24 protein-coding genes are annotated in these 23716 nt (G+C 38.5%); 5 read left to right on the top strand and 19 right to left on the bottom strand.

What is annotated here, in order from left to right:
• Window positions 1–109 precede the first annotated feature (109 nt).
• On the bottom strand, window positions 110–2089 hold the full coding sequence (locus V4T18_RS08360; protein ID WP_332648603.1) for a S9 family peptidase: 1980 nt from the start codon (window positions 2087–2089) through the stop codon (window positions 110–112).
• Between the two features lie 169 nt (window positions 2090–2258).
• Here V4T18_RS08360 and V4T18_RS08355 point away from each other — a divergent pair, with 169 nt between their 5' ends.
• Entirely contained in the window at window positions 2259–2462 is a 204-nt protein-coding gene (locus V4T18_RS08355; protein ID WP_332648601.1) for a helix-turn-helix transcriptional regulator, read from the top strand.
• Window positions 2459–3163, top strand: coding sequence for a DUF3169 family protein (locus V4T18_RS08350; protein ID WP_332648599.1), 705 nt, complete (start codon window positions 2459–2461; stop codon window positions 3161–3163). The genes V4T18_RS08355 and V4T18_RS08350 overlap by 4 nt, the downstream gene beginning before the upstream one ends.
• A gap of 264 nt (window positions 3164–3427) precedes the next feature.
• Here V4T18_RS08350 and V4T18_RS08345 read toward each other — a convergent pair whose 3' ends face one another.
• The 7 genes from V4T18_RS08345 to V4T18_RS08315 all read right to left on the bottom strand — a co-directional run bounded on the left by V4T18_RS08345 (window position 3428) and on the right by V4T18_RS08315 (window position 11047).
• Window positions 3428–4981 carry a fatty acid--CoA ligase family protein gene (locus V4T18_RS08345; protein ID WP_332648597.1) on the bottom strand — a complete coding sequence of 518 codons (1554 nt, stop codon included), beginning with the start codon at window positions 4979–4981 and terminating at the stop codon, window positions 3428–3430.
• 148 nt (window positions 4982–5129) lie between these two features.
• The gene (locus V4T18_RS08340) at window positions 5130–7064 is read right to left on the bottom strand and encodes an ABC transporter permease (RefSeq protein WP_332648595.1); all 1935 of its coding nucleotides are present in this window, start codon (window positions 7062–7064) and stop codon (window positions 5130–5132) included.
• Complete coding sequence (locus tag V4T18_RS08335; RefSeq protein WP_332648593.1) at window positions 7036–7809, bottom strand: ABC transporter ATP-binding protein; 774 nt, start codon at window positions 7807–7809, stop codon at window positions 7036–7038. The genes V4T18_RS08340 and V4T18_RS08335 overlap by 29 nt, the downstream gene beginning before the upstream one ends.
• 9 nt (window positions 7810–7818) lie before the next feature.
• Window positions 7819–8247, bottom strand: a complete 429-nt coding sequence (locus V4T18_RS08330) for a hypothetical protein (RefSeq protein WP_332648591.1) — start codon at window positions 8245–8247, stop codon at window positions 7819–7821.
• 21 nt (window positions 8248–8268) lie between these two features.
• Window positions 8269–9249, bottom strand: a complete 981-nt coding sequence (locus V4T18_RS08325) for a sensor histidine kinase (protein ID WP_332648589.1) — start codon at window positions 9247–9249, stop codon at window positions 8269–8271.
• Window positions 9249–9953 (bottom strand): response regulator transcription factor, encoded by a 705-nt coding sequence (locus tag V4T18_RS08320; RefSeq protein WP_332648587.1) that lies wholly within the window; start codon window positions 9951–9953, stop codon window positions 9249–9251. Before V4T18_RS08320 ends, V4T18_RS08325 begins: the two co-directional genes overlap by 1 nt.
• A gap of 101 nt (window positions 9954–10054) precedes the next feature.
• Window positions 10055–11047, bottom strand: a complete 993-nt coding sequence (locus V4T18_RS08315; RefSeq protein WP_332648585.1) for a lipoate--protein ligase — start codon at window positions 11045–11047, stop codon at window positions 10055–10057.
• Window positions 11048–11187: 140 nt separating this feature from the next.
• Here V4T18_RS08315 and yhfH point away from each other — a divergent pair, with 140 nt between their 5' ends.
• Window positions 11188–11313: a protein YhfH gene (gene yhfH / locus V4T18_RS08310; RefSeq protein ID WP_332648583.1), complete on the top strand. Its 126-nt coding sequence runs from the start codon at window positions 11188–11190 to the stop codon at window positions 11311–11313.
• 158 nt (window positions 11314–11471) lie between these two features.
• Here the strand turns inward: yhfH and V4T18_RS08305 are convergent, their stop codons facing one another.
• The 7 genes from V4T18_RS08305 to hemE all read right to left on the bottom strand — a co-directional run bounded on the left by V4T18_RS08305 (window position 11472) and on the right by hemE (window position 18623).
• Window positions 11472–11963 (bottom strand): FixH family protein, encoded by a 492-nt coding sequence (locus tag V4T18_RS08305; RefSeq protein ID WP_332648582.1) that lies wholly within the window; start codon window positions 11961–11963, stop codon window positions 11472–11474.
• A 2-nt stretch (window positions 11964–11965) separates the two neighbouring features.
• A complete protein-coding gene (locus V4T18_RS08300) occupies window positions 11966–13354 on the bottom strand; it encodes a sensor histidine kinase (RefSeq protein ID WP_332648579.1) in 1389 nt (462 codons plus the stop codon).
• Complete coding sequence (locus V4T18_RS08295) at window positions 13351–14043, bottom strand: response regulator transcription factor (RefSeq protein ID WP_332648577.1); 693 nt, start codon at window positions 14041–14043, stop codon at window positions 13351–13353. Before V4T18_RS08295 ends, V4T18_RS08300 begins: the two co-directional genes overlap by 4 nt.
• Window positions 14044–14045: 2 nt before the next feature.
• Complete coding sequence (locus V4T18_RS08290) at window positions 14046–14996, bottom strand: YncE family protein (RefSeq protein ID WP_332648575.1); 951 nt, start codon at window positions 14994–14996, stop codon at window positions 14046–14048.
• Between the two features lie 133 nt (window positions 14997–15129).
• Window positions 15130–16572, bottom strand: coding sequence for a protoporphyrinogen oxidase (gene hemY, locus V4T18_RS08285; RefSeq protein ID WP_332648573.1), 1443 nt, complete (start codon window positions 16570–16572; stop codon window positions 15130–15132).
• A gap of 11 nt (window positions 16573–16583) precedes the next feature.
• Entirely contained in the window at window positions 16584–17516 is a 933-nt protein-coding gene (hemH, locus tag V4T18_RS08280) for a ferrochelatase (RefSeq protein WP_332648572.1), read from the bottom strand.
• A 54-nt stretch (window positions 17517–17570) separates the two neighbouring features.
• A complete protein-coding gene (gene hemE / locus V4T18_RS08275) occupies window positions 17571–18623 on the bottom strand; it encodes a uroporphyrinogen decarboxylase (protein WP_332648570.1) in 1053 nt (350 codons plus the stop codon).
• A gap of 205 nt (window positions 18624–18828) precedes the next feature.
• On the opposite strand from hemE, the gene V4T18_RS08270 reads away from it, so the two are divergent.
• Together V4T18_RS08270 and V4T18_RS08265 are read left to right on the top strand one after the other, a co-directional pair.
• A complete protein-coding gene (locus tag V4T18_RS08270) occupies window positions 18829–19338 on the top strand; it encodes an antibiotic biosynthesis monooxygenase family protein (protein ID WP_332648568.1) in 510 nt (169 codons plus the stop codon).
• 337 nt (window positions 19339–19675) lie between these two features.
• Entirely contained in the window at window positions 19676–19807 is a 132-nt protein-coding gene (locus V4T18_RS08265; RefSeq protein WP_332648567.1) for a hypothetical protein, read from the top strand.
• 99 nt (window positions 19808–19906) lie between these two features.
• Here the strand turns inward: V4T18_RS08265 and V4T18_RS08260 are convergent, their stop codons facing one another.
• From V4T18_RS08260 to V4T18_RS08245, 4 genes are all read right to left on the bottom strand, one after another.
• Window positions 19907–20338 carry a MaoC/PaaZ C-terminal domain-containing protein gene (locus tag V4T18_RS08260; protein WP_332648565.1) on the bottom strand — a complete coding sequence of 144 codons (432 nt, stop codon included), beginning with the start codon at window positions 20336–20338 and terminating at the stop codon, window positions 19907–19909.
• A 17-nt stretch (window positions 20339–20355) separates the two neighbouring features.
• Window positions 20356–20787 carry a MaoC family dehydratase N-terminal domain-containing protein gene (locus V4T18_RS08255; protein ID WP_332648563.1) on the bottom strand — a complete coding sequence of 144 codons (432 nt, stop codon included), beginning with the start codon at window positions 20785–20787 and terminating at the stop codon, window positions 20356–20358.
• 12 nt (window positions 20788–20799) lie between these two features.
• Window positions 20800–22530, bottom strand: coding sequence for a class I adenylate-forming enzyme family protein (locus tag V4T18_RS08250; RefSeq protein WP_332648562.1), 1731 nt, complete (start codon window positions 22528–22530; stop codon window positions 20800–20802).
• A 65-nt stretch (window positions 22531–22595) separates the two neighbouring features.
• On the bottom strand, window positions 22596–23714 hold the full coding sequence (locus tag V4T18_RS08245) for an acyl-CoA dehydrogenase family protein (RefSeq protein WP_332648561.1): 1119 nt from the start codon (window positions 23712–23714) through the stop codon (window positions 22596–22598).
• Window positions 23715–23716: the final 2 nt, after the last annotated feature.

Genomic DNA, 23716 nt, shown 5'->3' with positions numbered 1-23716 from the left:
CCGAATTAAGAAAAACACTTATCTATCTTTATTGATATTTTTTCTTAAACCAATATTAAATGCAACAATGTATATATATGACGCACACCTTTGTCACATGTTCCCTATATTAAAGGAATTTTTTAAACCAGCTTACAATTTGTTCTAGACGCTCTATTCGTAAATTCGGCAATCCTGTTCTTGATAAGTTATGATCACTGTCTGGGAAACGAACAAAGCCAACTTCCTTCCCTTGCGATTTTAGTGTAATATACAGCTGCTCTGCCTGCTCAATTGGACAGCGGAAATCCTTTTCACTATGCAAAATAAGCAGCGGCGTACTAACATTTTCTGCATATTTTAACGGAGAATGGTCCCAAAGCTTATCAGGTGATTTCATATCGGATAAAATTTGCCACTCACTAAAGTAATAACCAATGTCCGATACGCCAAAGAAGCTAATCCAGTTCGAAATCGAACGCTGCGTCACAGCCGCTTTAAAGCGATCTGTATGACCAACAATCCAGTTTGTCATAAATCCGCCATAGCTTCCACCTGTTACGCCTAATCTACTTTCATCAATCCACTCGTAATGAGCTAATGCATAATCTAATCCTATCATAATATCCTCATAATCCCCACCACCGTAATCACCGCGTACACCATCTACAAAGGCTTGGCTATAGCTATGACTACCGCGAGGATTCACATACAGCACCCCATAGCCTTGTGAGGCAAGCAACTGCAACTCATGGAAAAACGAGTTCGCATACATTGTATGTGGTCCTCCATGCACTTCTACTATTAATGGGTATTTTTCGCCCTCTTTAAACTGGGTAGGCTTCATAATCCAGCCGTGTACATCTCCAGCTGACGTTTTATAGACAATCGGCTCTGGCTCTGAGAATGTCACTTCTTGTACAACAGCCTCATTGAAGCTTGTTAAAGGACGACGAGTGCTTGTCGTTATATCAAAATAAAATAGTTCGCCTGGGAAGGTTGAGTTCGACACAGCAATGAGGGCCCAATTACCGTTATTTGCAATAGAGTAGTCGTAAATATGCTCTCCCTCGGCTGATGCAGGGAAAATACTTCCTTCTAAATCTCCATAATAAAGGCGTACATCTCCCATTGTTGACAGTTGGAAATATAATGCATTTGTTTCTGTCCAAACGACAGCTGGTGCATTTACACCTTGTTGTACATCGGCTACAGCATAATCTCCTACTGGCGCATCAATCGCTTCCGTTACATTTTGCGTTATTCCTGTTTCCGTATCATAGATATATACATTAGCATGTGATGCATTTTTATAAGCTGAATCACTGCCAACATAAGCGATATAACGGTTATCAAAAGAAAATGCTGCACCACCGTAATAGCCTTCCTCATGAACAAGAACAGTCTCTTTTTTCGTTTCTACATCGACAATGAATAGTGGCTGACTGAAATCGAAATCTAAGTTTTCCGCACGATTTACACTTATGATTAGGCTCTTACCATCTCGAGAAATACCACTTAAAGAATGATTGTAATTCCCTTCTGTAAACTGCTCTACTACTTCATCTACGAGACTAATAGAGGCAATCTGTGTAAATACATCTTGTGAGCGTAAGCCACCTCCACCAAGCCCGTCCATTTTGTATTTCATTCCTTGTACAACATACGCTTGAGGCTGTTTATTAGCTTCCTCTTCTATTTTGTCTGTGATCTTTTTGCCTTCCTTTACAGCACCAGCCACCCAAAGCTTTTCTCCACATGGTGACCACTCAAAGCTGCTTACACCAAAGGCAAAGTCTGTTATTCTCTTCGCTTCGCCTCCGCGCACATTGACAACATATAATTGCTTCTTATCCTTACGATCAGATAGGAAGGCAACTTGCTTCCCATTTGGCGACCATTTCGGACTTGAAACACGTTCCTTGCCAAACGTCCATTGTGTAATTGCATCGGATTCGAGTTCAATATGGAAAAGATGCGCATAATATTTGTTATCCTCTTTATCGATAAGTGTTCGAATAAATACCGCTTCTTCATTTGATGGCGACAATACTGGACTTGCCACCGACTGTAAGGCCAATAAATGATCTGTTGTTAAGACTGTTGACATACTCATTCCTCATTTCTTGTAAATATTTCGAGTTTCGTAGCATTAGTGTAGCACCTTTACGACAATATGCCAAAACGAAAAGAAGTATGACAACTTTATTTTTCTTTTTGACAAATATACTTGTCAAATTGACTAAGATACTTTATATTGATCTTAAGAGGTGATGCAATTGAAAACACGTTTAAAGGAATTACGTGCGAGAGATGGCTTAAATCAAACGCAGCTCGCAAAGCTCGCAAAGGTATCTCGGCAAACGATTAGCTTAATCGAACGGGAAGAATTTATTCCTTCATTACTAATCGCCATTCGAATCGCTCATATTTTTAATGAATCAGTAGAAAACATATTTATTTTCGAGGAGGATGAATTATGAAAATTATATTGAAATTTTTAATCGGAGCTATAGTTGGGTTTGCAATTACATATGGAGTACTATTAGGGACGGATCATTTTAAATCAAATTTTAATTTAAGCTTAAATTTTGACCTTTATGCAAATAGCATTGCGTTATTATTAGTAGTTGTCGTTTTCGGTTTATGTGCATTCAGTCTACAATACCGCAATCAAATTAAACTACTAAGCAAACAAACCTTTGCTGGGGAAGAAGAGGATCGTGTTGATGAACTAATAAATAATAAGTTTTACGACTTTTCTTACTTTACGACTGCTGGAATAACGATTAGCTTATTCGTTGTTTGTATGGTCCTTATTATGGATTTACCGAATGAAATTTTAATCGCCGCTATCATTGGATTTGCTAGTTCCTTCTTAATATCAATTTCAAATACATCGCTAATGAAGCAAGTATATCCAGATCGTGAAATGCCCTCTACCTCTGATCCAGATTACGCAGATAAACTATTAAATATGTCAGACGAGGGCGAACGTCATATTATCCTCCATGGATTATTCAAGGCGTACAATAGTGCAAATGCCTATATTTTTGTAGCGATTATTTTGGCACTTTTCTATTCAATCGCTACCGGCTCGAATCAAATCTTTTCCATTGCACTTATGACGATTATTTTACTTATTATTAATGGAAAATATGTTTTAAGTATTCGTAATAAATAAGAAAACGAGGGTGGGACAAAACCCGAAAACACCATTTTTCTCAACGAGAAAAATGGTGTTTTCTTAGTATGGAGAAAATTGATTTCCGTTCCGGGGACGCTTTCCGGGGGCACGGCCTGAGCCTGTAGTCTCAGGCGTCGTGCTGTTCCCCCAGGAGTCGCCCCTTCTCTACAATCAATTTAAGAAGTAGCAAATTCTTACTATAGGTGTTCCTCGATTTCTATAAAATCCTTACTTATGTCTCAGCCTCGCTTTTCATTCTATTTAACTAACTGGTGTAGATTCTTTTAATGAGCGTCGTAGTATCTTGCCCGTCGAATTTTTCGGTAGCTCATCTAATAGCTCAATTGATTTTGGCACTTTATACTTTACAATATGCTGGGCACAATATGCCTGTAATTCCTCAGGTGCCATAGACTTGTCCTTCAATACTACGTAAGCATGAATCGATTCACCAAAATCAGTATCTGGTAATCCAATTACTGCAGCTTCGATGACGTTCGGATGTGCATATAATACTTCCTCCACTTCACGTGGATACACATTATAGCCACCAACAATAATCATATCCTTTTTGCGATCAACGATATAGAAGTAATCCTCCTCATCCTTTCTCGCCAGGTCACCCGTATATAACCAGCCATTACGAATGGCAGTTGCCGTTTCCTCTGGCTGCTTATAATAACCCTTCATTACATTCGGCCCACGAACAATGAGCTCGCCAACTTCACCAATTGGAACTTCATTACCCTCTTCATCTACTACTTTATTTTCTACGTTAATAATTGACTGACCGATAGAGCCAGGCTTACGATCACGATCAAGTGGGTTGAAGCAAGTAACAGGTGAAGCTTCTGATAAACCGTACCCCTCTGAAACTCGTACATTAAACTTATTTTCAAAGTTATGCAGCAACGACACTGGGAGTGATGCACCGCCAGAAATTGCTAAACGTAAATGAGAAAACGCGCTAGCGTCGCCTTCTTCAAATTGATACAGGAAGTTAAACATCGTCGGTACACCTGCGAATACAGTCGCCTTATGCTGCTCTGCTAGCTCATAAATTTCTGCAGGGCTAAAGCGTGGTGCAATCAATAATGTTGCCCCTTTTGTTAACGGTGCATTCACTACAACTGTTAGTGCAAATACATGGAATACTGGTAACGTTGTAATGACACGATCTGTCGACGACATTTGTAGGTAATCACCTACATCTCGAGCATTTGAATATAAGTTCTCGTGTGTTAACATAGCGCCCTTCGGATGTCCTGTTGTACCGGATGTATACAAAATTACTGCCGTATCATCCGTTTCAACAGGAACAGGTTCAATCGATGTAGCAGTGCTTGCTAATACATGCGAGAATAATTTTGTTTTAGCTTTTGCTTCATCACTTAACGCCGCATACTTCTCCCCAATATTCGGTGTCGTTTCGCAAACAATATAGGCCTCCACCTGAGGGAAAACTTTAACGCCTGCTTCCACAAGGGGCAATAGCATGTCGAGTGCTATTACAGCCTTTACATCACCATTTTTAATGATGTATGAAATTTCATCCGCCGTATAAATCGGATTGATTGGGACTGCTGTTGCCCCAATTCGCATCGTTGCGTACAGTGAGATTAAAAAATGTGGCGTATTGCCGAGTAAAAACGCAACATTATCCCCTTTTTGAACACCTAAATTTTGCAGAGCTGATGCGAAACGTCCCACCGTTCCTTCAAATTCAGCATAGCTCGTGTCCTTGCCCATAAAATGATACGCAGTTTTTTCTGGTTGTTCGAAAGCTTGTTGTCTTACTTTTTCAACTAAATTCAATACACCCATCCCCTTTGCATGAAAATGAACTACTATTCATTTTCTTAATATTATAAATTAAATATATTAAGAAAACAATGGGTGAATTGTAACTTATTACTTTTTATCATTCGAAAATGATATTTTTATCTGCTTTATGCACAAGGAACTAATTACGTACATGAGCGATATAACGCCAACGAATTAAATAATAATAGACGAATTGCACTAAAAAGAAAAAGCAAAAAGCGAATACTATTTCTTTCACAATTGATAAATTCATCATATCTTTCAAAATGGACTGCAGGGCAATAAACGCAAACACACTATGACTAATTGCTACAACCCAAGGCATGAAAAACTGCGGAAATAAGTGGCGACTAATAAGGCGTTTTTGCTCTACATCTGTTAAGCCCATTCTTTTTAATACATCAAATTGCTTCTTCTCTCTCTCTAAATTCGTATAGAGCTTAAAGTACACAAAGCTCCCAGCAGCGAGTAGAAATACAGCCACCACTAAAAGTCCTACTAGTGTAAATAACGAGTATGTTGCTAGTATATAAGAATAATTTAAACCTGCATTCTCAAAATAAAACGGTAGTGAATAATGTCCACTCGACACATACTCATCTGTTACTGCATGCTGTATTTCAATTCCTATATTTTTTGCTTCCACCCAATGGGGGATATCAAATGCAAATAAATGATAGCTTGGCACTTCTTTCATTTCCGGATTGAGTGGTTCAGTCAAAAGTGCAAAATCCTCATCGCTAATAATGATCGAGTTTCGGCTAATAATAGACGCTGGGAAAATAATTTCTGGATACACACCATCTATCGTAATCGGCACATCATTTTCTACTAGTACGGTTTCTACTTCTATATCCGAGAGTGACTTTATAGAATCCTCAGAGTACGGAATAAATAACCCAACTCCAGAATCAATCCGAATAAGTGGATAGCCATATGAAAATAAGAGGCGATTTATATCGGTCTCACGAAAAACCTCTACTTCGTTTGATGTTTGGAGCGATGTTTGCTTTTTCACTTCAAATCTCGTGATATGATATGAAAACCCCTTTTCCTCCAACTCCTGTATTAATGAAGAAACATGTGTCGCCTCATAAGGGTTATCAACATGCCCTTTATATATGATGCCTAAAGGATTGAGCTTATCATATTGAGTTGTATAGGAAGAGAGTGCTGATAACAACACAACACATAAAAAAGCGAGTGTAGAAACCATCGAAACGACAAAAAACATTTTAGAGTTTTGCCGCATGGTAAACGCTTGTTCAGCTATTGAAAGCATTCGAGACTTATGCCAATATAATTTTTTTCTGCCCTTTAAAAGCGATAGTATAAAAAATATTGAATCTGTAAAAAAGTAATAGGTTCCAAATGTCACCAAAACCGGGATGAACAGCGTAAATGTAAATAAGGTTGTTCTTGTCGTAATTAACGCAAGTATATAACCCACTACAATCAACACAATGCCTAGTATTGCACTAAACCGTGAATAATTGTCCGTTACCTCCACATAGCGTCGGCCTTTTAATAAATAATTTAGCTTCAGCTCTGGTCGATACATAACACTGCCGATTGAAATGATAACGAATGCACTCATAAATACTGATAGCGTCAGTACGAACGGCTCCCATGAAATGTATAACGGTAAATCCTCTAAGCTTAAAATTTCACGCACAATCATAAAAAATAATTTTGAAAAGGCAAACCCAAATATGATACCGACTACACTGGAAAGCGTACCGATTATCATCGTTTCTAAAAATAACAGCTTGCCTAGCTGCCGCTTTTCCATTCCTAAATGAAGGAGGATGGCAAATTCCTTCGATCTAGCCTCTAAAAAAGCCTTCATTGAATAAAAAATAAAAAACCATGAAAACAATACAAGAACAATTTCTGCAAACACCATGCCTACAAGCGACATTTCTCCTAGGAATCCATCTTCTATCTCAGGATGAAACATCAGCATAGAGTACAAGAAGAATACAAATACTGAAAAAAAAGTTGCCATAAAAAAAGCCGCATAATTTCGGAAGTTTCGAAAGACATTACGGTAAGCGAATTGCTGAAAAGTCACCTACTTGTCCCCCTAACAAACTTAAAACATTTAATATACGTTGGAAAAATGTCTGCCTACGATCATCCCTGTATATTTCATTGAAAAATTCACCGTCTTTTATAAACAGCACACGGTTGCAATAGCTAGCAGCTATCGGATCATGTGTGACCATCACGATTGTTGCTTGTCTTTCCTTATTTATTTGAGCTAGTAGTTCCAGAACCTCTCGTGAAGCATTTGAGTCTAAATTCCCTGTCGGTTCATCTGCTAATATGATTGAGGGCTCATGAATTAAGGCTCGTGCAATAGCCGTTCGCTGCGCTTGTCCACCAGAAATTTCATTTGGTCGTTTATTTAAAATGGGCCTTAAATCCAGCTTATCCACTAAATTATTTAATCGCTCTTCCATAACAGCTATCGGTTGCTCATCTAACGTTAATGGTAATATTACATTTTCCTCGACCGTAAGCATGGGCAACAGATTAAAGTCCTGAAAGACGAAACCGAGCTGACGTCTCCTAAAATACGCTAACTCGGTACTGTTTAAGCTCTGGGGCCGTATTCCATCAAAAACGACATCCCCACTTGTTGGCATATCTATCGTTGAAATTAAGTTAAGCAATGTCGTTTTGCCGCTACCAGAAGGACCCATAACCGCTAAAAATTCGCCCTTTTCTACTTCAAAGCTTAATTGATTTAGGGCACGAGTTGTTACCTTTCCTTCATAAACCTTCGTTACTTCATGTATTTGTAGTATTGACATGCGTTCTCCTCATTTAGCGTGTATTGGTATATCTAATATCCATGGTAAAACCGCTTCAAAGCTAATTTCCACTACAGAACCTTGCATTTGATTTGGAATGGCTTCAAAGTCCTCAGTAATCGAAAAACAATGGTTGCCGATCACAACATCCCAGCCATCTATTTCTCCTACTAGTAGTTCTCCACAAACATGGTAGCTACCTGAGTACATCATCATCGTATTTTCATCCACCCTATGGTATGAAAGCTGGCTTGGCTTTAGCATATCCATGCCAAACCGATTAAAAAAATCAAACAACTCTGGTTCACTCAAGCTAATAACCTGTATATAGTTTAACCATTCGAGCACTTCATTATTGAAATGAATAGTGCTATATACTTCCTTTGTTTTAGATATATCTACCTTTAAAACCCATTCTTCAAATTGAAGCCTCTCCAATCTAATCACTCCCATTAATGGTTACTGATGAAAAATAATGCTTACAGTCGTACCGATGCCAATTTCAGATGAAATATGTAGCTCGTGACCTAACCTACGACAAATCTCTTGGGCTATATAAAGACCCATCCCTGTAGATTCACCTGTTTTACGTCCATTTTCCCCAGTAAAGAATGCCTTCGTCACACGGGATAAATCTGATTTCGGTATGCCAATTCCTTCATCTACTACACGCAAGCTAATACCTTGCTCGATCAGATTCGCCTCTATAAATATTTTCTTATTTTCTTCAAAAGTATATTTAACAGCATTTGTAATGAACTGAACAATTACGAATTTCAGCCACTTTGAATCACTCATTACAACAAGCTCCTCGTCAATACTTATCTCTGGAAATACACGGTTTGTAATGAATAGTCGCTTATTTTCATTAATAGTAGACGTTACAATCCCTTTTAGGTTTACTCGTTCTACTTGTAAATCATCCTGGAAATTTTCTAGCCTTGCTTGCATTAAAACCATTTCGAGGCCACCCTTAATTCGCTCTACCTCCTCCTGAACACTTTTTTTATCAAGTGATTCTTCTTGTAGTAAGAGCTCTAGCACTGAAATAGGTGTTTTCATTTGATGAATCCATTGGTTCATAAACTTGTATTGTCTCGTTTGGCTTACATAAAGCGATTGAACTTCTTGCTGATACAGTCGATACAGCTCGTGCATGTATTTTTCTGTTTCAAAATATTCAGCTGTTTTTGCACTCTTTTGTAGCGCATCATCCATCACTTTCGGTAGACTGGTGATTTTTTCTAAGTACCTGCGACGCAACATATACCGAATAACTAAATAAGAAGTGATCAGCATTATACTCATAAAAATTGAGTACAGGGCCGTTTCTATATTTCGAAAACCATCAAGCCAATAAAGAAACAACATGATTAAGGTAATTAAAACTTGCATCAGTAATAATGTAAAATGTTCTTTTATAAATAATTTTAAGCCCATCAAGCTTCCTCCGCGCTGAGCACGAAACGATAGCCTGCCCCACGCATCGTTTCAATAAACGACAGGACACCGTAATCGCTAAGCTTTTTCCGAACACGTGTCATATTCACATTAAGTGTATTTTCATCGACAAACGCTTGGTCATCCCAGAGCTGCTCTAGCAATTGGTCACGCGTTACAACTTTTGGTGCATTGCCCATAAGCAAATCTAAAATAATGCACTCCTTTTTCTGTAACGGAATAACACAATCTTTTAATTGCAGCTCCATTCTTTCTAAATATAATGTAAGCTGTCCTTGCTTTATTGTTCGTTCTTCCTGCCGCGCTGAATATTCGCCATATGTACGGCGAAGGTGACTACGAATTTTAGCTAACACGATCTCATAATTAAACGGCTTTGTAATAAAATCATCGCCACCGTTTTCAAGTGCAAAAATTTGATCCATCTCGCCAGACCGTGCTGAAATAAATAAAATTGGACACGTCGTATGCTGACGAAGCTGACGGCACCAATAGTAACCATCATACGTAGGTAAATTAATATCTAATAACACAAGATGAGGATTGAAGCTTGTGCACTCTTCGATGATGTTATCAAAGCATTGTACAGTCGCAACCTCATATTGATATTTTCTTAATGTTTCTGCTAATAACGAAGCGATTTTCATATCGTCTTCAACAATGTAAATTCGGTGCTTTTCCATTCCTATCACCTCTCAAATCCATTTAAATTGATACTGTCAATAATTTTACACTAAAAAAGGAGTACGCTCAAAAAATCCTCTTGAGCACACTCCAAACTGTATTAATAAATTAACTGTAGGAACTCTTCCTTCGTTACTCCGCCAAAATACTTGGAAATGTCGATGGATTGAAGCACTTCTGCAATGGCACTACGATCATATTTACAGCCACCAAGCAGCTCCTCCACCTCTGCTACTTCACCGACTCCAAAGAAATCACCAAAGATCTTCGCTTCTTCAATCTTCCCGCGATTGACTTCAAGGCGAATATCGATGGACCCAGATGGGAAGCGATGTGTTTTTTGAATATTAAAGCGTGGAGATTTTCCATAGTTCCAATCCCACTGCTGATAACGCTCTTTCGAAAGCTTATGAATATTTTCCCAATCCTGTTCAGTTAACTCATAGTATTGAATCTCTTCTTCGCCACCAAAAATAGATTTTAATATTTCCATACGGAATTGCTCCACAGTCATTGGCTCTGTTAAAAATTCAGCAATATTTGCCACACGTGAGCGTACAGATTTGATACCTTTCGATTCAATCTTGTCCTTTTTCACTTTAAGTGCAGATACTACCGCATCAATCTCTGTATCAAACATTAGTGTACCATGACTAAACATACGTCCACGAGTTGCATACTGTGCATTTCCTGAAACTTTACGACCTTCTGCTAAAATATCATTACGTCCCGATAATTCTGCATTGACGCCTAATTTTGCAAGTGCATCTACTACTGGCTGCGTGAATTTTTTGTAGTTATGGAAGCTGTTTCCGTCATCCTTCGTTAAAAAGCTAAAATTCAAGTTTCCTAAATCATGATACACCGCCCCACCACCAGATAAGCGACGTACAACGATCACTCCATTATCCTCAACATAATCTGTATTAATTTCTTCGATTGTATTTTGATTTTTTCCGATAATAATGGAAGGCTGATTAATGTAAAAAAGTAAATAGTCGTCTTTTTCTATGTCCATATTTTTCAGCACGTATTCTTCTATAGCTAGGTTAATACGTGGATCTGTAATACCTTTATTGTCGATGAAATACATCCATTTCACTCCTTCACAAAATGTCCATAATTATTTTACCCTAAATTAGGCGTTTTGTGTTGACGAAAATAAACTGTTATAATACAATGACTAATATCGAAACAGTAATATAACAGTTTATGAAAAGGAGGCTTTCCACAATGTTAGAAAATGTAGTTGAATTTTTCAAGAACTTACCAGATAAAGTTTGTGTTCAATGCGGTGACAAAATCGAAGAACAAAGTGAGTGCTACAGCAACAATTGTGAAAAATGTAACTCTCTTTAATACTCCGTTTTATTACTAGCGAATACTTCATCTTATAATTTGGTGAACTATAATTATATAAAGCTTACAACTTTAAAAAATCCCGAGTACGCTCAATACTCGGGATTTTTTCTGTCTTCATTGAAAAAAGACACTCTATGAGAGTGCCCTTCAACTAATTATTGGTCATGGCCTTCTTCTTCCTCTTCACCACTAGCATCCTCATTAAAATGGTTCATCGAATCTGTGCTATTATCTTCCAGCACCTTACTCATGTCAGGATGACCGACTACAATTTTATGCTTTGGCATTACATGTAATCCGCGCGCAGTCGTATGCGCATACATATAATACACTCCATCGCGATCTAATACGACATCAGCTTTATAAACACCATCCTTCGTTAACTCACCATCAAGCATTTGCCCTTCTTCTCGTAAGCCAGATTCCCATATCTCAAATTGCACACTATCTACATCATTTACATTTTCTCCACCTTGAGTTACATGTGCCTCTAGAGATAACGTTTCATTGGCATTCGTCTCGGTAGGTGTTAAAATTTCTACAATGATCTCCTCAGGTACAGCACCAACCGTATCAACCTCAGGCTCCTGTGTACAACCGACAGCAATAACAGCTGTTGCAGCTAAGCTTAATAACCACTTTTTCATCACTATTCCTCCATTAATGGGAGCTGTACTGTGACAGTCGTCCCTTTCTCTAGTTCACTTTCAATTGTTAATTGACCGAAATGCTGCCTTACTAGCTTATCGACAATAGAAAGACCGAGTCCACTTCCACCATCTGCCCGGCTTCTTGCTTTATTCACTCGATAAAAGCGCTCTGTAATTTTCGGCAAATCGGCAGCAGGTATCCCGATCCCTTTATCGATTACCTGTATCCGAGCAAACTTGCCAACCTTACTCGTTTCTATTGTAATACATGTTCCATCATTAGAATATCGGATTGCATTTTCAATAAGATTAATAAACACTTGTTTTAGCTTTTCCTCATCTGCTTCTACAATTAACTCTTCATCAAGCCTAGTATTTAATGTTATTTCCTTTTTCAATGCCTCAGCGGCCAATAAATTCGTCACATCTCGAATTGTTTCTGCAAGAACAATTGGATAGAGTACAACCTCTTGAAGCTCATTATCAATTCGAACAAGCTGTAGCAGTTCATTTGTTAAACGCTCCATTCGATTCGCCTCTCGCGCAATTAACGCAATCGCCTCATCTTTTTTGTCCTCTTCAAGAAAAGAATTTTGAATGGCCTCACTATAGCCTTTTACATAGCTAATCGGCGTTCGTAGCTCATGTGAAACGGTTGCTAAAAATGTTTTTTGAACCTCATCCTCGTGCTGAATCGCCTCGGCCATCCGATTAAAGGCATTTGATAGCTGACCGATCTCATCTTTCGACGCAACGGCTACCCTTGCGCTATAATCCCCCTTGGACATTTGCTCAACAGCCTCCTGCAATAAATGCAGCGGGCGCATAATATGACGTAAGCCTTTAAAAACAAAATAGCCAGCAATTAGGATAAATACAAATGCTCCCGCAATGAGAAGAACGACCTCTTTATTCGCAAGTTCACTTATTTTTGCAAGCGGATAGTACAAATATAAAATACCCTCTAGTCTATTTTCATCTGTAAAAGGTAAAATAACAGAAATAATTTGGCGACCAAAACGTTCCTCATATCCGATTTTCGTTATTGCTTCGCCTGCTAGTAACTTATGCCGCTCATCCGGACCGATTAATGAATCATAATCAATATCAAATGGTACACAGGCACTTAACTCTCGTGGATTACGCACTGCAAATACATTGATATTTGAATAGCTGTTATAATCCTCAATCTTTACAATGAGCTCATCCGTTACTTCTCCACCCTTATATATCGTTTGGAGCTTTTCTCCTATTTCAATCATTGATCTTTCTGAGTCTTCAACATAGAGCTGATCGTATAGAAAATCTGTAAATAAATACATAAAAGCAATTGTAAGTATTAAAAAACATAAGATGAGTGCCCAAATTTTACTTCCAAATGTTTTCATTTACATTTCTCGAAGCGATAGCCTATGCCCCAGACGGTTTGAATATAATCGCTTACTTCCTTTGCTGGCTTTCCTAGCTTTAAGCGCAACGTTTTTATATGTGTATCAACTGTTCGTGTACCACCTGCATAATCAATATCCCAAATACGCTCTAGCAGTTGCTCACGAGAGTATACATTATCTGGATTTTGCATAAATAGATGAAGCAGCTCAAATTCCTTCAATGTGAGCGGTACATGTACATCATTTACGAGTACTTTGCGAGACACCTCATCTAGCTTAATAAGACCGCGCACTAAAAACTTTTGCTCCACCTCAAGTGTAATAGCACCTGTACGACGTAGCACCGCATTAATCCGCGCTACTAGCTCACTGACTGTAAATGGCTTAATAATATAATCATCTCCGCCAATTGTAAGGCCCTTTACTTTATCCTCATTGGCATCTCTTGCCGTTAAAAAAATGATTGGTACCGATGACGTTTCTCTAATTTTTTTACATACTTGGAACCCATCCTCGCCAGGCATCATCACATCTAATAAAATAAGGTCAACGGATTGGTTACTTAATTGGGCAAAAGCCTCTGCACCATTTCCCGCTGTTATTGCTTGGAAATTCGATTTTACTAGCATTACTTCTATAAGATTTCGCATATCCTGCTCATCGTCTACAATTAATACAGTTGTCATGTTTAATCCTCCCTCACAATCAGTTGAAACGGACCTTCACTTGTAGTCATTTTCTTCACGACTCTCCCATCCTTTACAAAATAAACCATTCCATCGTCATAGCCAGCTACAGCGATATACTCCTGAAAATAGACAACGGAAAATGGATTTGCGCCTATTTTTGCTTGCCACTGTATATCACCATCTTCGTTTGTCACATACAGTTTATTTTCCCCGTGACTAATGACAGCTACTTCCTTACCATTTTGTGCGATTCCAACGGGCATTAGAGGCAATGCAATTTCTACCGTCTTTTCTCCACTTTCCAGATTATACACATCAATTGTTTCATTTGGGCGATTTCCTTCTCCATGACCACCAATCCATGCTACACCTTTATCCTCAAGAATTAATATGCCATGGGAGGATTTTTCTATGGACCATTCATCGACTACCTGCAAATCTTCCATCGAAACAACCGATAGTACAGTATCTTTATAATTCACTACATAGAGAAGTCCATTGGAGGCTGTCATCGACATTGGATAATTATGTAGTTTTTGATCATGTAATTTGTTGCCCTGCAAATCATAGCTCGTAATTTTATTCGATTTGCTATTTGTTAAAAAAAACTTCTTCTCACTCTTATCGTAATAAGCATTAGTTGTTCCTATACCTGTCTCAATTGTGGCGACTTTCTTTCCAGTGGATAGTTCATAAAGATGTGCTTCTGACAATTGATGACCATACAGTAAGATGCGATCCTTTTGAATTAATGTTCCCCCTGTATATGCACGTTCAAAGCTCCAAGTTGTTAGTTCCTCCCCTTGCTGATCAAAGAACGTAATAGAGGGTTGTAAAATATTGATAGACGCAATAAAATTCTGATGCGGATTAATTGCCGTAAATCGATCACCTGAGCAGCCTACTAACAATAAACAACATACAAACACTGTAATATAGAGCTTTTTCAATAGATTTCACCCCCTCCTAATCGTACTTCACAATTGTGAAATTGTAATGAAGTTACTACGGAAATATTGTGAACAAGTTTACAAGACCGTAAAAATGATAAAAAAACTGTGTAGAAGATTTCAAATTAATCCTCTACACAGTTTCATATTGCTCTTCAAAAATGGTTGCTAGAACTTCAGAGGCAGCATTTTTCCCTTGCACGACACAATCTGGCACACTAATACCTTCATATGAGCTCCCGCTAAGCTTTATATGAGGGAACTGCTTCTCTAGCTCTTGCTTTAGATGATCTAGACGCTCTTCATGACCTACCGTATATTGGGGCATAGATTGCTTCCAGCGTGTAACGACCGTAAATAGCGGTGCATCCTGTAATCCAATTGCCTTTTGCAAATCTTGTAGCACCGTTTTTTCGATTTCACTATCTGACAGCTCGACAATTGCCTCGTCTCCAACACGACCAATATATACACGTAGTAATTCATAGCCATCTGGTACAACATCATCCCATTTTCGATTGCTCCATGTACAGGATGTAATAGCAAAATCACTATTTCGAGATACAAAGAAGTTCATCGCATCCTTATACTTTTTCATCTGCTGCTTTTTAAATGCCATCGTAACAGTAGCAATTGTGGCTGAATTCATATTGGGCAAACTTTGCATAACATCATACTTATGAAGTATTCCTTTTGCCACATTAAATGGTGTCGTCATGATAACAGCATCAGCCTGAATCGGTGATACATTATTTAAATGAATTTTCATTGAGCCATCTGCCAATTTATCGATGCCCTCTACTTTAGCGCCTTTTAAAACCGTACTGGGGGCTAACTGCTCCTCTAACGATTCTACTAACGTTTCAAGACCATTATGGAACGTACCGTAAAACATTCTCTCACCATCTAACTGATCAAATGCATAGATACTTGTTCCTTTTTTCTTCATCCCTAAAATTAAACTACGATAATCTTTCTCTAACTGGTAAAACTGTGGAAACATTGCACGTAAGCTTAAATGATCGATATCACCTGCAAACGTACCAGCGAGTAATGGCTCAACTAGATTTTCCACAACTTCCTTGCCAAATCGCCTTCTAAAAAAATCACCAATAGGCTCATCTTTTTCATCTGTTGATTTTGGTAAGAATAAATCACCAGCAGCGCGAATTTTACCACTTAAAGAAATTAAACCCGTAGTAATAATCGAGGAGACTTTTGGCGATCCACCAAACATAAAATTGTTCGGTAGAGGATATAGCTCACTACCTACTGCTACATAGGTTTGTCCACTATTATTGTGTACTAACTCGTGCGCAATTCCTAGATCACTAGCTAAACGGCGAACACTCCCACATTGATCGAAAAACGATTCGGGACCACGCTCGATAATAAAACCATTTTTACGTAGCGTCTGAATTTTACCACCTAAACGTAGCGTTGATTCTACTAGTACTACATCTAATGGCAAGTTATGCTCTTTTGCATTTTGTTGTAAATAAAATGCTGCCGTTAAGCCAGTTATTCCACCGCCAATCACGACGACCTTTCGTCTTTTTAATGTCACCCTCATCATCACTCTCTTTATTAATTCACTAATTTATCATTAATAGCATCTACCATTGCATCAATGAATAAAGGATGGACATTTGGCATTACAGGACGATAATAGCTAGCGCCAATTTCATCACAAACAACCTTACACTCAATATCGTTATCATAAAGGACCTCTAAATGCTCTGTAACGAAGCCCACTGGTGTATAAATAAATGCCTTATATCCTTTTTCCTCATATAATTCACGTGTTAAATCCTGTACATCTGGTCCTAGCCAAGGCTCTGGCGTCTGACCAGCGGATTGCCAACCAATTTCTATGTTTTCAATATCAGAAGCTTCCTCAATTAAACGTGCTGTTTCAACTAATTGCTCCTCATACGGATCGCCTGCTAGTTTAATCTTCTCTGGTAATGAGTGGTTCGAAACGATTAAGCAAGCTGCCGCGCGTTCTTCCTCGCTCATTTTTGCTAATTCACCGTTCACTGCATTTTTCCAGAACTCAATAAACTTCGGCTGTTTATACCAAGATTCTACTGATGTTAATTGAAGCTCAGCGTCTAATTTTTCAATATGAGCTTGTGCACGACCGTTGTAAGATTTGATTGAGAATGTTGAGAAGTGAGGAGCTAGTACGATTGATACCGCTTCTTTAATTCCCTCATTTACCATTGCCTCTACTGCATCCTCTACAAATGGTTCAATATGCTTTAAGCCGATGAATAATTTGTACTCCACTTCATCCTGTACTTCATTTAGACGTGCACATAGCGCTTCTGCTTGAGCTTGTGTCATTTTAGCAAGCGGCGAAATGCCACCAATTGCACGATAACGCTCTGTTAAGTCATCAATACTCTCTTGAGATGGCTTACGTCCATGACGAATATGTGTATAATAACGTTCAATATCTTCCTCTTTATACGGCGTTCCATATGCCATAACTAATAACCCACGTACTGGTTTCATCCCTATCACCTCTAATAATATTTAATCGTTATTATAATTTAAATGTTCGATTAATTATTTCTGCTTCGCCTTTTGTTCTCGACTATATTCATGAATAAATGCTGTTAAGCGTTTTAATACCGCAGGATCGACCTCCGGGAACACACCATGCCCTAAGTTGAAAATATGACCTCCTGAATGCTGTAAGCCTTGGTCAATAATATCCTTCGCTTTTGCCTCAAGCACTGACCAATCAGATATTAAAAGAGTTGGATCTAGATTTCCTTGCACGGGCTTCGTAATTCCTTTCTCCCCCGCCTCACGAATAGGTAGGCGCCAGTCTAAGCCAACCACATCAATCGGTAAATCGTGCCATTCATTTACTAAATGGCTTGCCCCAACACCAAACTGAATTAGTGGGATGTTTAATTGACGAAGCTCTGTAAAAATTCGAGTCATTATAGGTTTAATAAATATACGATAGTCTTCCACATTTAAAGCGCCTACCCAGGAGTCAAAAATTTGTATTGCCTTTGCTCCTGCCCCGACTTGCGCTGTAATATCAACAATAATCATATCTGCAAGCTTGTCCATTAATGCGAACCATGCTTGTGGCTGTGATACCATAAATGATTTTGTTTTAGCATAGTTGCGAGAAGGGCCGCCTTCAATCATATAGCTAGCTAATGTAAATGGTGCTCCACCAAATCCGATTAAAGGTACATTTAATTGCTCTTCTGTTAGGATTTTAATTGTTTCCAAAACATAAGGTGTATGCTCCTGTGCATTAAATTCACCTAAAGCGGCAACATCTGCTGCTGAGCGTATTGGATTAGAAATAACAGGACCTACACCTGCTTTAATTTTCACATCTACACCGATTCCTGGAAGAGGTGTTACGATATCCTTGTACAGTATCGCTGCATCCACATCATATTGCTCTACTGGCAATCGAGTAACATACGCACATAGCTCTGGCCTCATTGTAATTTCTTCTAGCGAATATTTTTCTTTAATTTCACGGTATTCAGGCTGTGAACGGCCTGCCTGACGCATATACCAAACTGGTGTGTAGTCCGTACTTTCACCACGTGCAGCACGCAGCAATGTATCGTTAATCGTTCTCATGAAAATAGTACCTTCCCCTCAAAAAATAATTGTATTTTCTCTGTAACGTATTGATATCCGTTTTCAATATAAACTTTCCCTCCCATATTGTATAGTTTTCTTACCAAAATGTCATAAAATTGTTCTTTCTATTGAACGTTTTTAATAAATACGTTTTACTTATGCTTAAATGGAAATAGTAAAGTATACAAGGGAGGGAATCCATATGAATTTATATTTAACATCTGGCACACCAGAGTTTATGGAAAAACTTACGAGAAAACATCAGAATGAAACGATGTTTTTATTACACGGTCAAGGAAATTCTGTTGCACTACATGAATCAAATAAAAAATCGGTCTTCGCTACACCCCGAAAATTTGAGGTTATTGACGGTGAGGGATCTTTCGAGCAGCGAGGATTTTGGGCGTTTCATAATGTGCCTGTTATGGATGAGTCTCGTCCACTATTCGAAAATCGGATCGAACAAGCGATTGCACCATTAAAATCGAATGATGCACTCATTGCTTACCGAGTTCTACGCCCAATTAAATCGGAAATTTATATCGTGATTACTCAATGGGCTGGACCTGCTTCTTTTGAAGTTTGGACAAAATCTGAAAGCTTTACTAATGGATTGGCACCACTGTTAGATTCCTCAAGCTCTCCTACACAAAATCTATTTAATGCCAAAACATATTTATCAACATACACAGCGCCACAACCTGAAGCATAAGAAGAGGCTGGGACATAAGTAAAGATTTTATAGAAATCAAGGAACACCTATAGTAAGAATTTGCTACTTCATAAATTGATTGTAGAGAAGGGGCGACTCCTGGGGGAACAGCACGACGCCTGAGACTACAGGCTCAGGCCGTGCCCCCGGAAAGCGTCCCCGGAACGGAAATCAATTTTCTCCATACTAAGAAAACACCATTTTTCTCGTTGAGAAAAATGGTGTTTTCGGGTTTTGTCCCAGCCTCTTGCTAATTGATCTATCAAGACATTTCATTGAAAACTAGTTTCCCCATCCTTTATACTTATTAGAAATGTAATTATTTGGAGGAATCCCTGTGGGCATTTTTATATTTATCATTCTAATAGTATTCCTATTCGACTTTATGAAATTCAGATCACAAAATGAAAAGATAATTGAACAAAACGAGAAAATTATTTCGCTATTAGAGGAAATTAAAAATAAGTAATTATTTATTCCAGCAAAATTCATTAGGTATTCAATAGAAAACGCAGTTGTGATTATTTTAATATTAGTCACAACCGCGCGATGTTCCATCTTCTTTTAATTATGTGTAGCAGAGAATCGCTTTACCTGATCCAACGATGGTCTCGTCTTGCTTTTTGGCTGTTAACTCCAATTGGACTTCACAGCCTTGAATCTCCTTAATTTTAGCCCAACATGTAATAGTATCTCCTGGAAAGGTCATTGCACCAAAGCGCATTGAAAACTGTTTTACTCCTGCTAGATCTCCAGCAAGTTTCATCACATATTCGCCTAAAAAACCCATAATAAGCATTCCGTGTGCAATCACGCCCTTCATACCTATTTTTTGCGCAAACTCATCGTCTGTGTGCAAGGGATTAAAATCACCGGAAGCGCCTGCATATTTGACAAGCCCAATCTTTGTAATAGGCGGCTTTGTATAACTTGGTAACGTTTGGTTTACTTCTAAACCTTCAAACTCAATAGCATGAATAAATTGATCTGTAACTGACATTTCTTCTCCCCCTTACCCTAGCGATAAATAATATTCATTCGGCATATAACCGCCAGTTCACCGTCTTCATCACGCAATTCTGTGTCGATTACGATAAACTGCATGTTTCCACTTTTCCCTTCACGGTCATAAATATCCGCTACTTTCATTTGGGCCATGTATGATTTTCCAGGGCGTAAAGGTTTATAATAAATAAATTCTTGTTCCCCGTGGAGCATACGGCGCATATCTAGTTGGAGAGGAAACTTTACTGATTCATCACTAAGTGCAATCGGAAATGTTAGAGGTGCAATCGTACCACCATAGGTACTTTGTGAAGCTATCTCCTCATTTAAAAACAATGGATTCGTATCACCAATTGCCTGACAAAATCGTCGAATATGACCCTGTTCAACATCTACTTTAAAAGTATCAGTTGTCAGACCAATGTGTTCCTTCGTTACTTCCATATTAGCTCCTCCTTAATTCGGCTTCGACGCTTCTAGCTTTTGTAGGGCAATTCGAGAAATTTTCCCAGCTGCTGTCATCGGAAGTTCATCTAATCTTTCAATTTCACGGATTTTTGCATAGTGGACGACACGGTTATTAACAAATTCTTGGATTTCTATAAGTGAAGCTGTTGCACCTGGCTTTAGTACAACATATGCTTTAGTACGATCACCGACTTGATCATCTGGCACTCCCATAACTATGCAGCTTTGAACCGCTTCATGTTCGTACAGTAACTCTTCTAATTGGCGAGGATAAATATTGTAGCCATTATAAATAAGCATATCTTTTTTCCGATCGACAATTGTCAAAATACCGTCCTCATCACGAACAGCAATATCACCTGTCCGCAGCCAGCCATTGTTAAACATTTCTCTCGTTGCTTCAGGATCCTGCAAATAGCTTTTTGCGATTTGCGGTCCCCGAACCCAAAGCTCACCTTTCTCTCCTAGTGGCACTTCTTCTTCACTACTTCCATCTACTGACACAAGCTTTACTTCAGTATTATATATTGGTAGACCAATCGATCCCGGTTTACGAATACCCGATTTAAAGGCCACCGTTTGAACACAAGCACCAGTAGCCTCTGTTAACCCATATCCCTCAGAGACGATAGCATTTGGGAATAATTTTTGTAGTTTACGTTGCATCTCAGCAGACATCGGCGCTGCACCTGAACCCACAATTTTGATGGATGATAAATTTGTAGTTTGTAGCTGTGGCATAAATAATAATGAACTATAAAGCTGTGGAGCACCTGCAAGCATAGTAACTTGATATTTTTCAATATTCTCTATAAATGTTACTGGATTAAACTTGTCGATTAATAACAGAGTATTACCTTGCACAGTTCCAACACCGACAGAACCCATTAATCCTGAAATATGATATAGGGGAGCTGGGCTCATAATAACGCCTGTTCCTGGTAAAAATGCATACTCTTCTAAAAACTGTTCGTCTGAGGTATACGCCTTTGCAGTTACTCCTCCTACTTCATCAATATCCGGTAGCATCCCCATTGTCGCACTTGATGCTAAGCAATTACTCACAAAGTTGTAGTGCGTACTTAATACTCCTTTTGATTTTCCTGTCGTTCCACCTGTAAACGATATATGGGCAATATCTTCTTTTGGATTAATTTCAATTGATAATTCACGTGGCTCGTACTGAGATTTTAATGTATTTAAGCTGTACCAATTAGAACAGAATTGACTACTATCTGTCCGACCATTCACACCATCTATTTCATCAATTCCCGTGACAATCACATCTTTTAATTCTAATTCTCCTGATTTATCTAGCAGGTTTTTCGCGCAAGTCTCATGTGCAATCACCGCTACTGTATTCGTATTTTGTATTTGATATACTACTTCGTTTACTGGACTAAATGGATTTATGGCAGAATAAGTTGCACCCGAAAGCAATATTCCGTAATATGCAATGACATATTGAATACTATTTGGTAAATATGTCGAAATAACGTCCCCTTTCCCATAACCTAAATCATGTAAAGCGTTCGCTAGTTTTAACGACTCTTCATATAGATTTTTATAGGAAATTCGTAAATCATGAAAAATTAGGGCACTATTATTAGGATATTTATTAGCAGCTCCTTTTAACATGTTACCAATCGGTACTTGGGGTATATCAATTTTTTCTGGAAGTGCATTATTAAAGAACTTCGGATTTTTTTGATCAACCATTATATCCACTCCATTTTCATTAGAAATTTTTCTAAAAAACAGATGAAGCAAAATGTATATCCGACCTACCAGCCCATAGCGATTGCCGCGCGTTCTCTGACATCGTAGGGAGAACCGAAATAATTTTCATACACACGCGAGCGCTTTACATACAAATGACAATCAAGCTCTTCTGTAAAGCCTATACCGCCATGTATTTGCACACTTTCAGCTGCAATTTTAATATAGCTATCTACTAAAAGTGCCTTTGCACTATAAACCGTTTCAATAAGGTCATTGCTTTTATGTTGCACAGTCCATGTAGCATAGTGACTAAGTGCGCGCGCTGTTTCCAGTGTGACTTTTAAATCCGCTAGCCGATGTTTTATCGCTTGGAAGCGGCCAATTGGTTGGCCAAATTGCTCACGAATCTTAGCGTACTCCGTAGACATTTCTACTAATCGATCCATACTCCCAATCATTGTGGAATTAAGTGCTACAATTAATTTCAGCATCGCCCTTTCAAGAACTTCTTCTATATCATTTACTGCCAATCGGCATTCTGATGTAACCTCCACATTTTCAAGGGATAACAGACCAAACGGTTGTGTTGCATCAAAACTCTTTTGCTCTTCAATTTTTGTCACCTTGTCTTTCGGAACGATAAACAAACACAAATCTCCACTCGAATCCTTCGCAAGTAGAAGGAAATGCGTTACTTGCGATGTATGGCGAACAAGTGACTTAGTTCCATTTAAAAGGTATCCATCTATTGTTTTTGTCGCTGTAGTTCCAATCGAATCATAGGAATAGTCCCCGTGTGGCTCACACCATGCAACAGCTAGTAAGCTGTCACCCGATGCAATGGCTGAAAGATACTCTTGCTTTTGTTGCTCATTTCCCTGCTCTAGTAAAATAGGTACGACAAAAGCGAGTGTTTCTGCATATATATCTGGCATTACTGCACGACCAAACTCCTCCATAATCGGGATTAAGTCAATCTCACCAAGTTCGATCCCACCGTATTTCTCTGGAATTGATATGCCCGTTACACCAAGCTCCGCTAATTTTTCATGCACTTTTGTAAGCTCTGACTCATTTCCCACGGCAGTTTCACGTGCAATCCGGGTTACACCATCTTGAGATAATACCTTACGAATATAGCTACGAAATTCTTCTTGCTGCTCTGTTAATGAAAAATCCATAG

It is taken from the genome of Lysinibacillus sp. 54212, from assembly GCF_036662795.1.
Lineage (GTDB): Bacteria > Bacillota > Bacilli > Bacillales_A > Planococcaceae > Lysinibacillus_B.
This window is presented reverse-complemented; position numbering and strand designations above follow the sequence as displayed.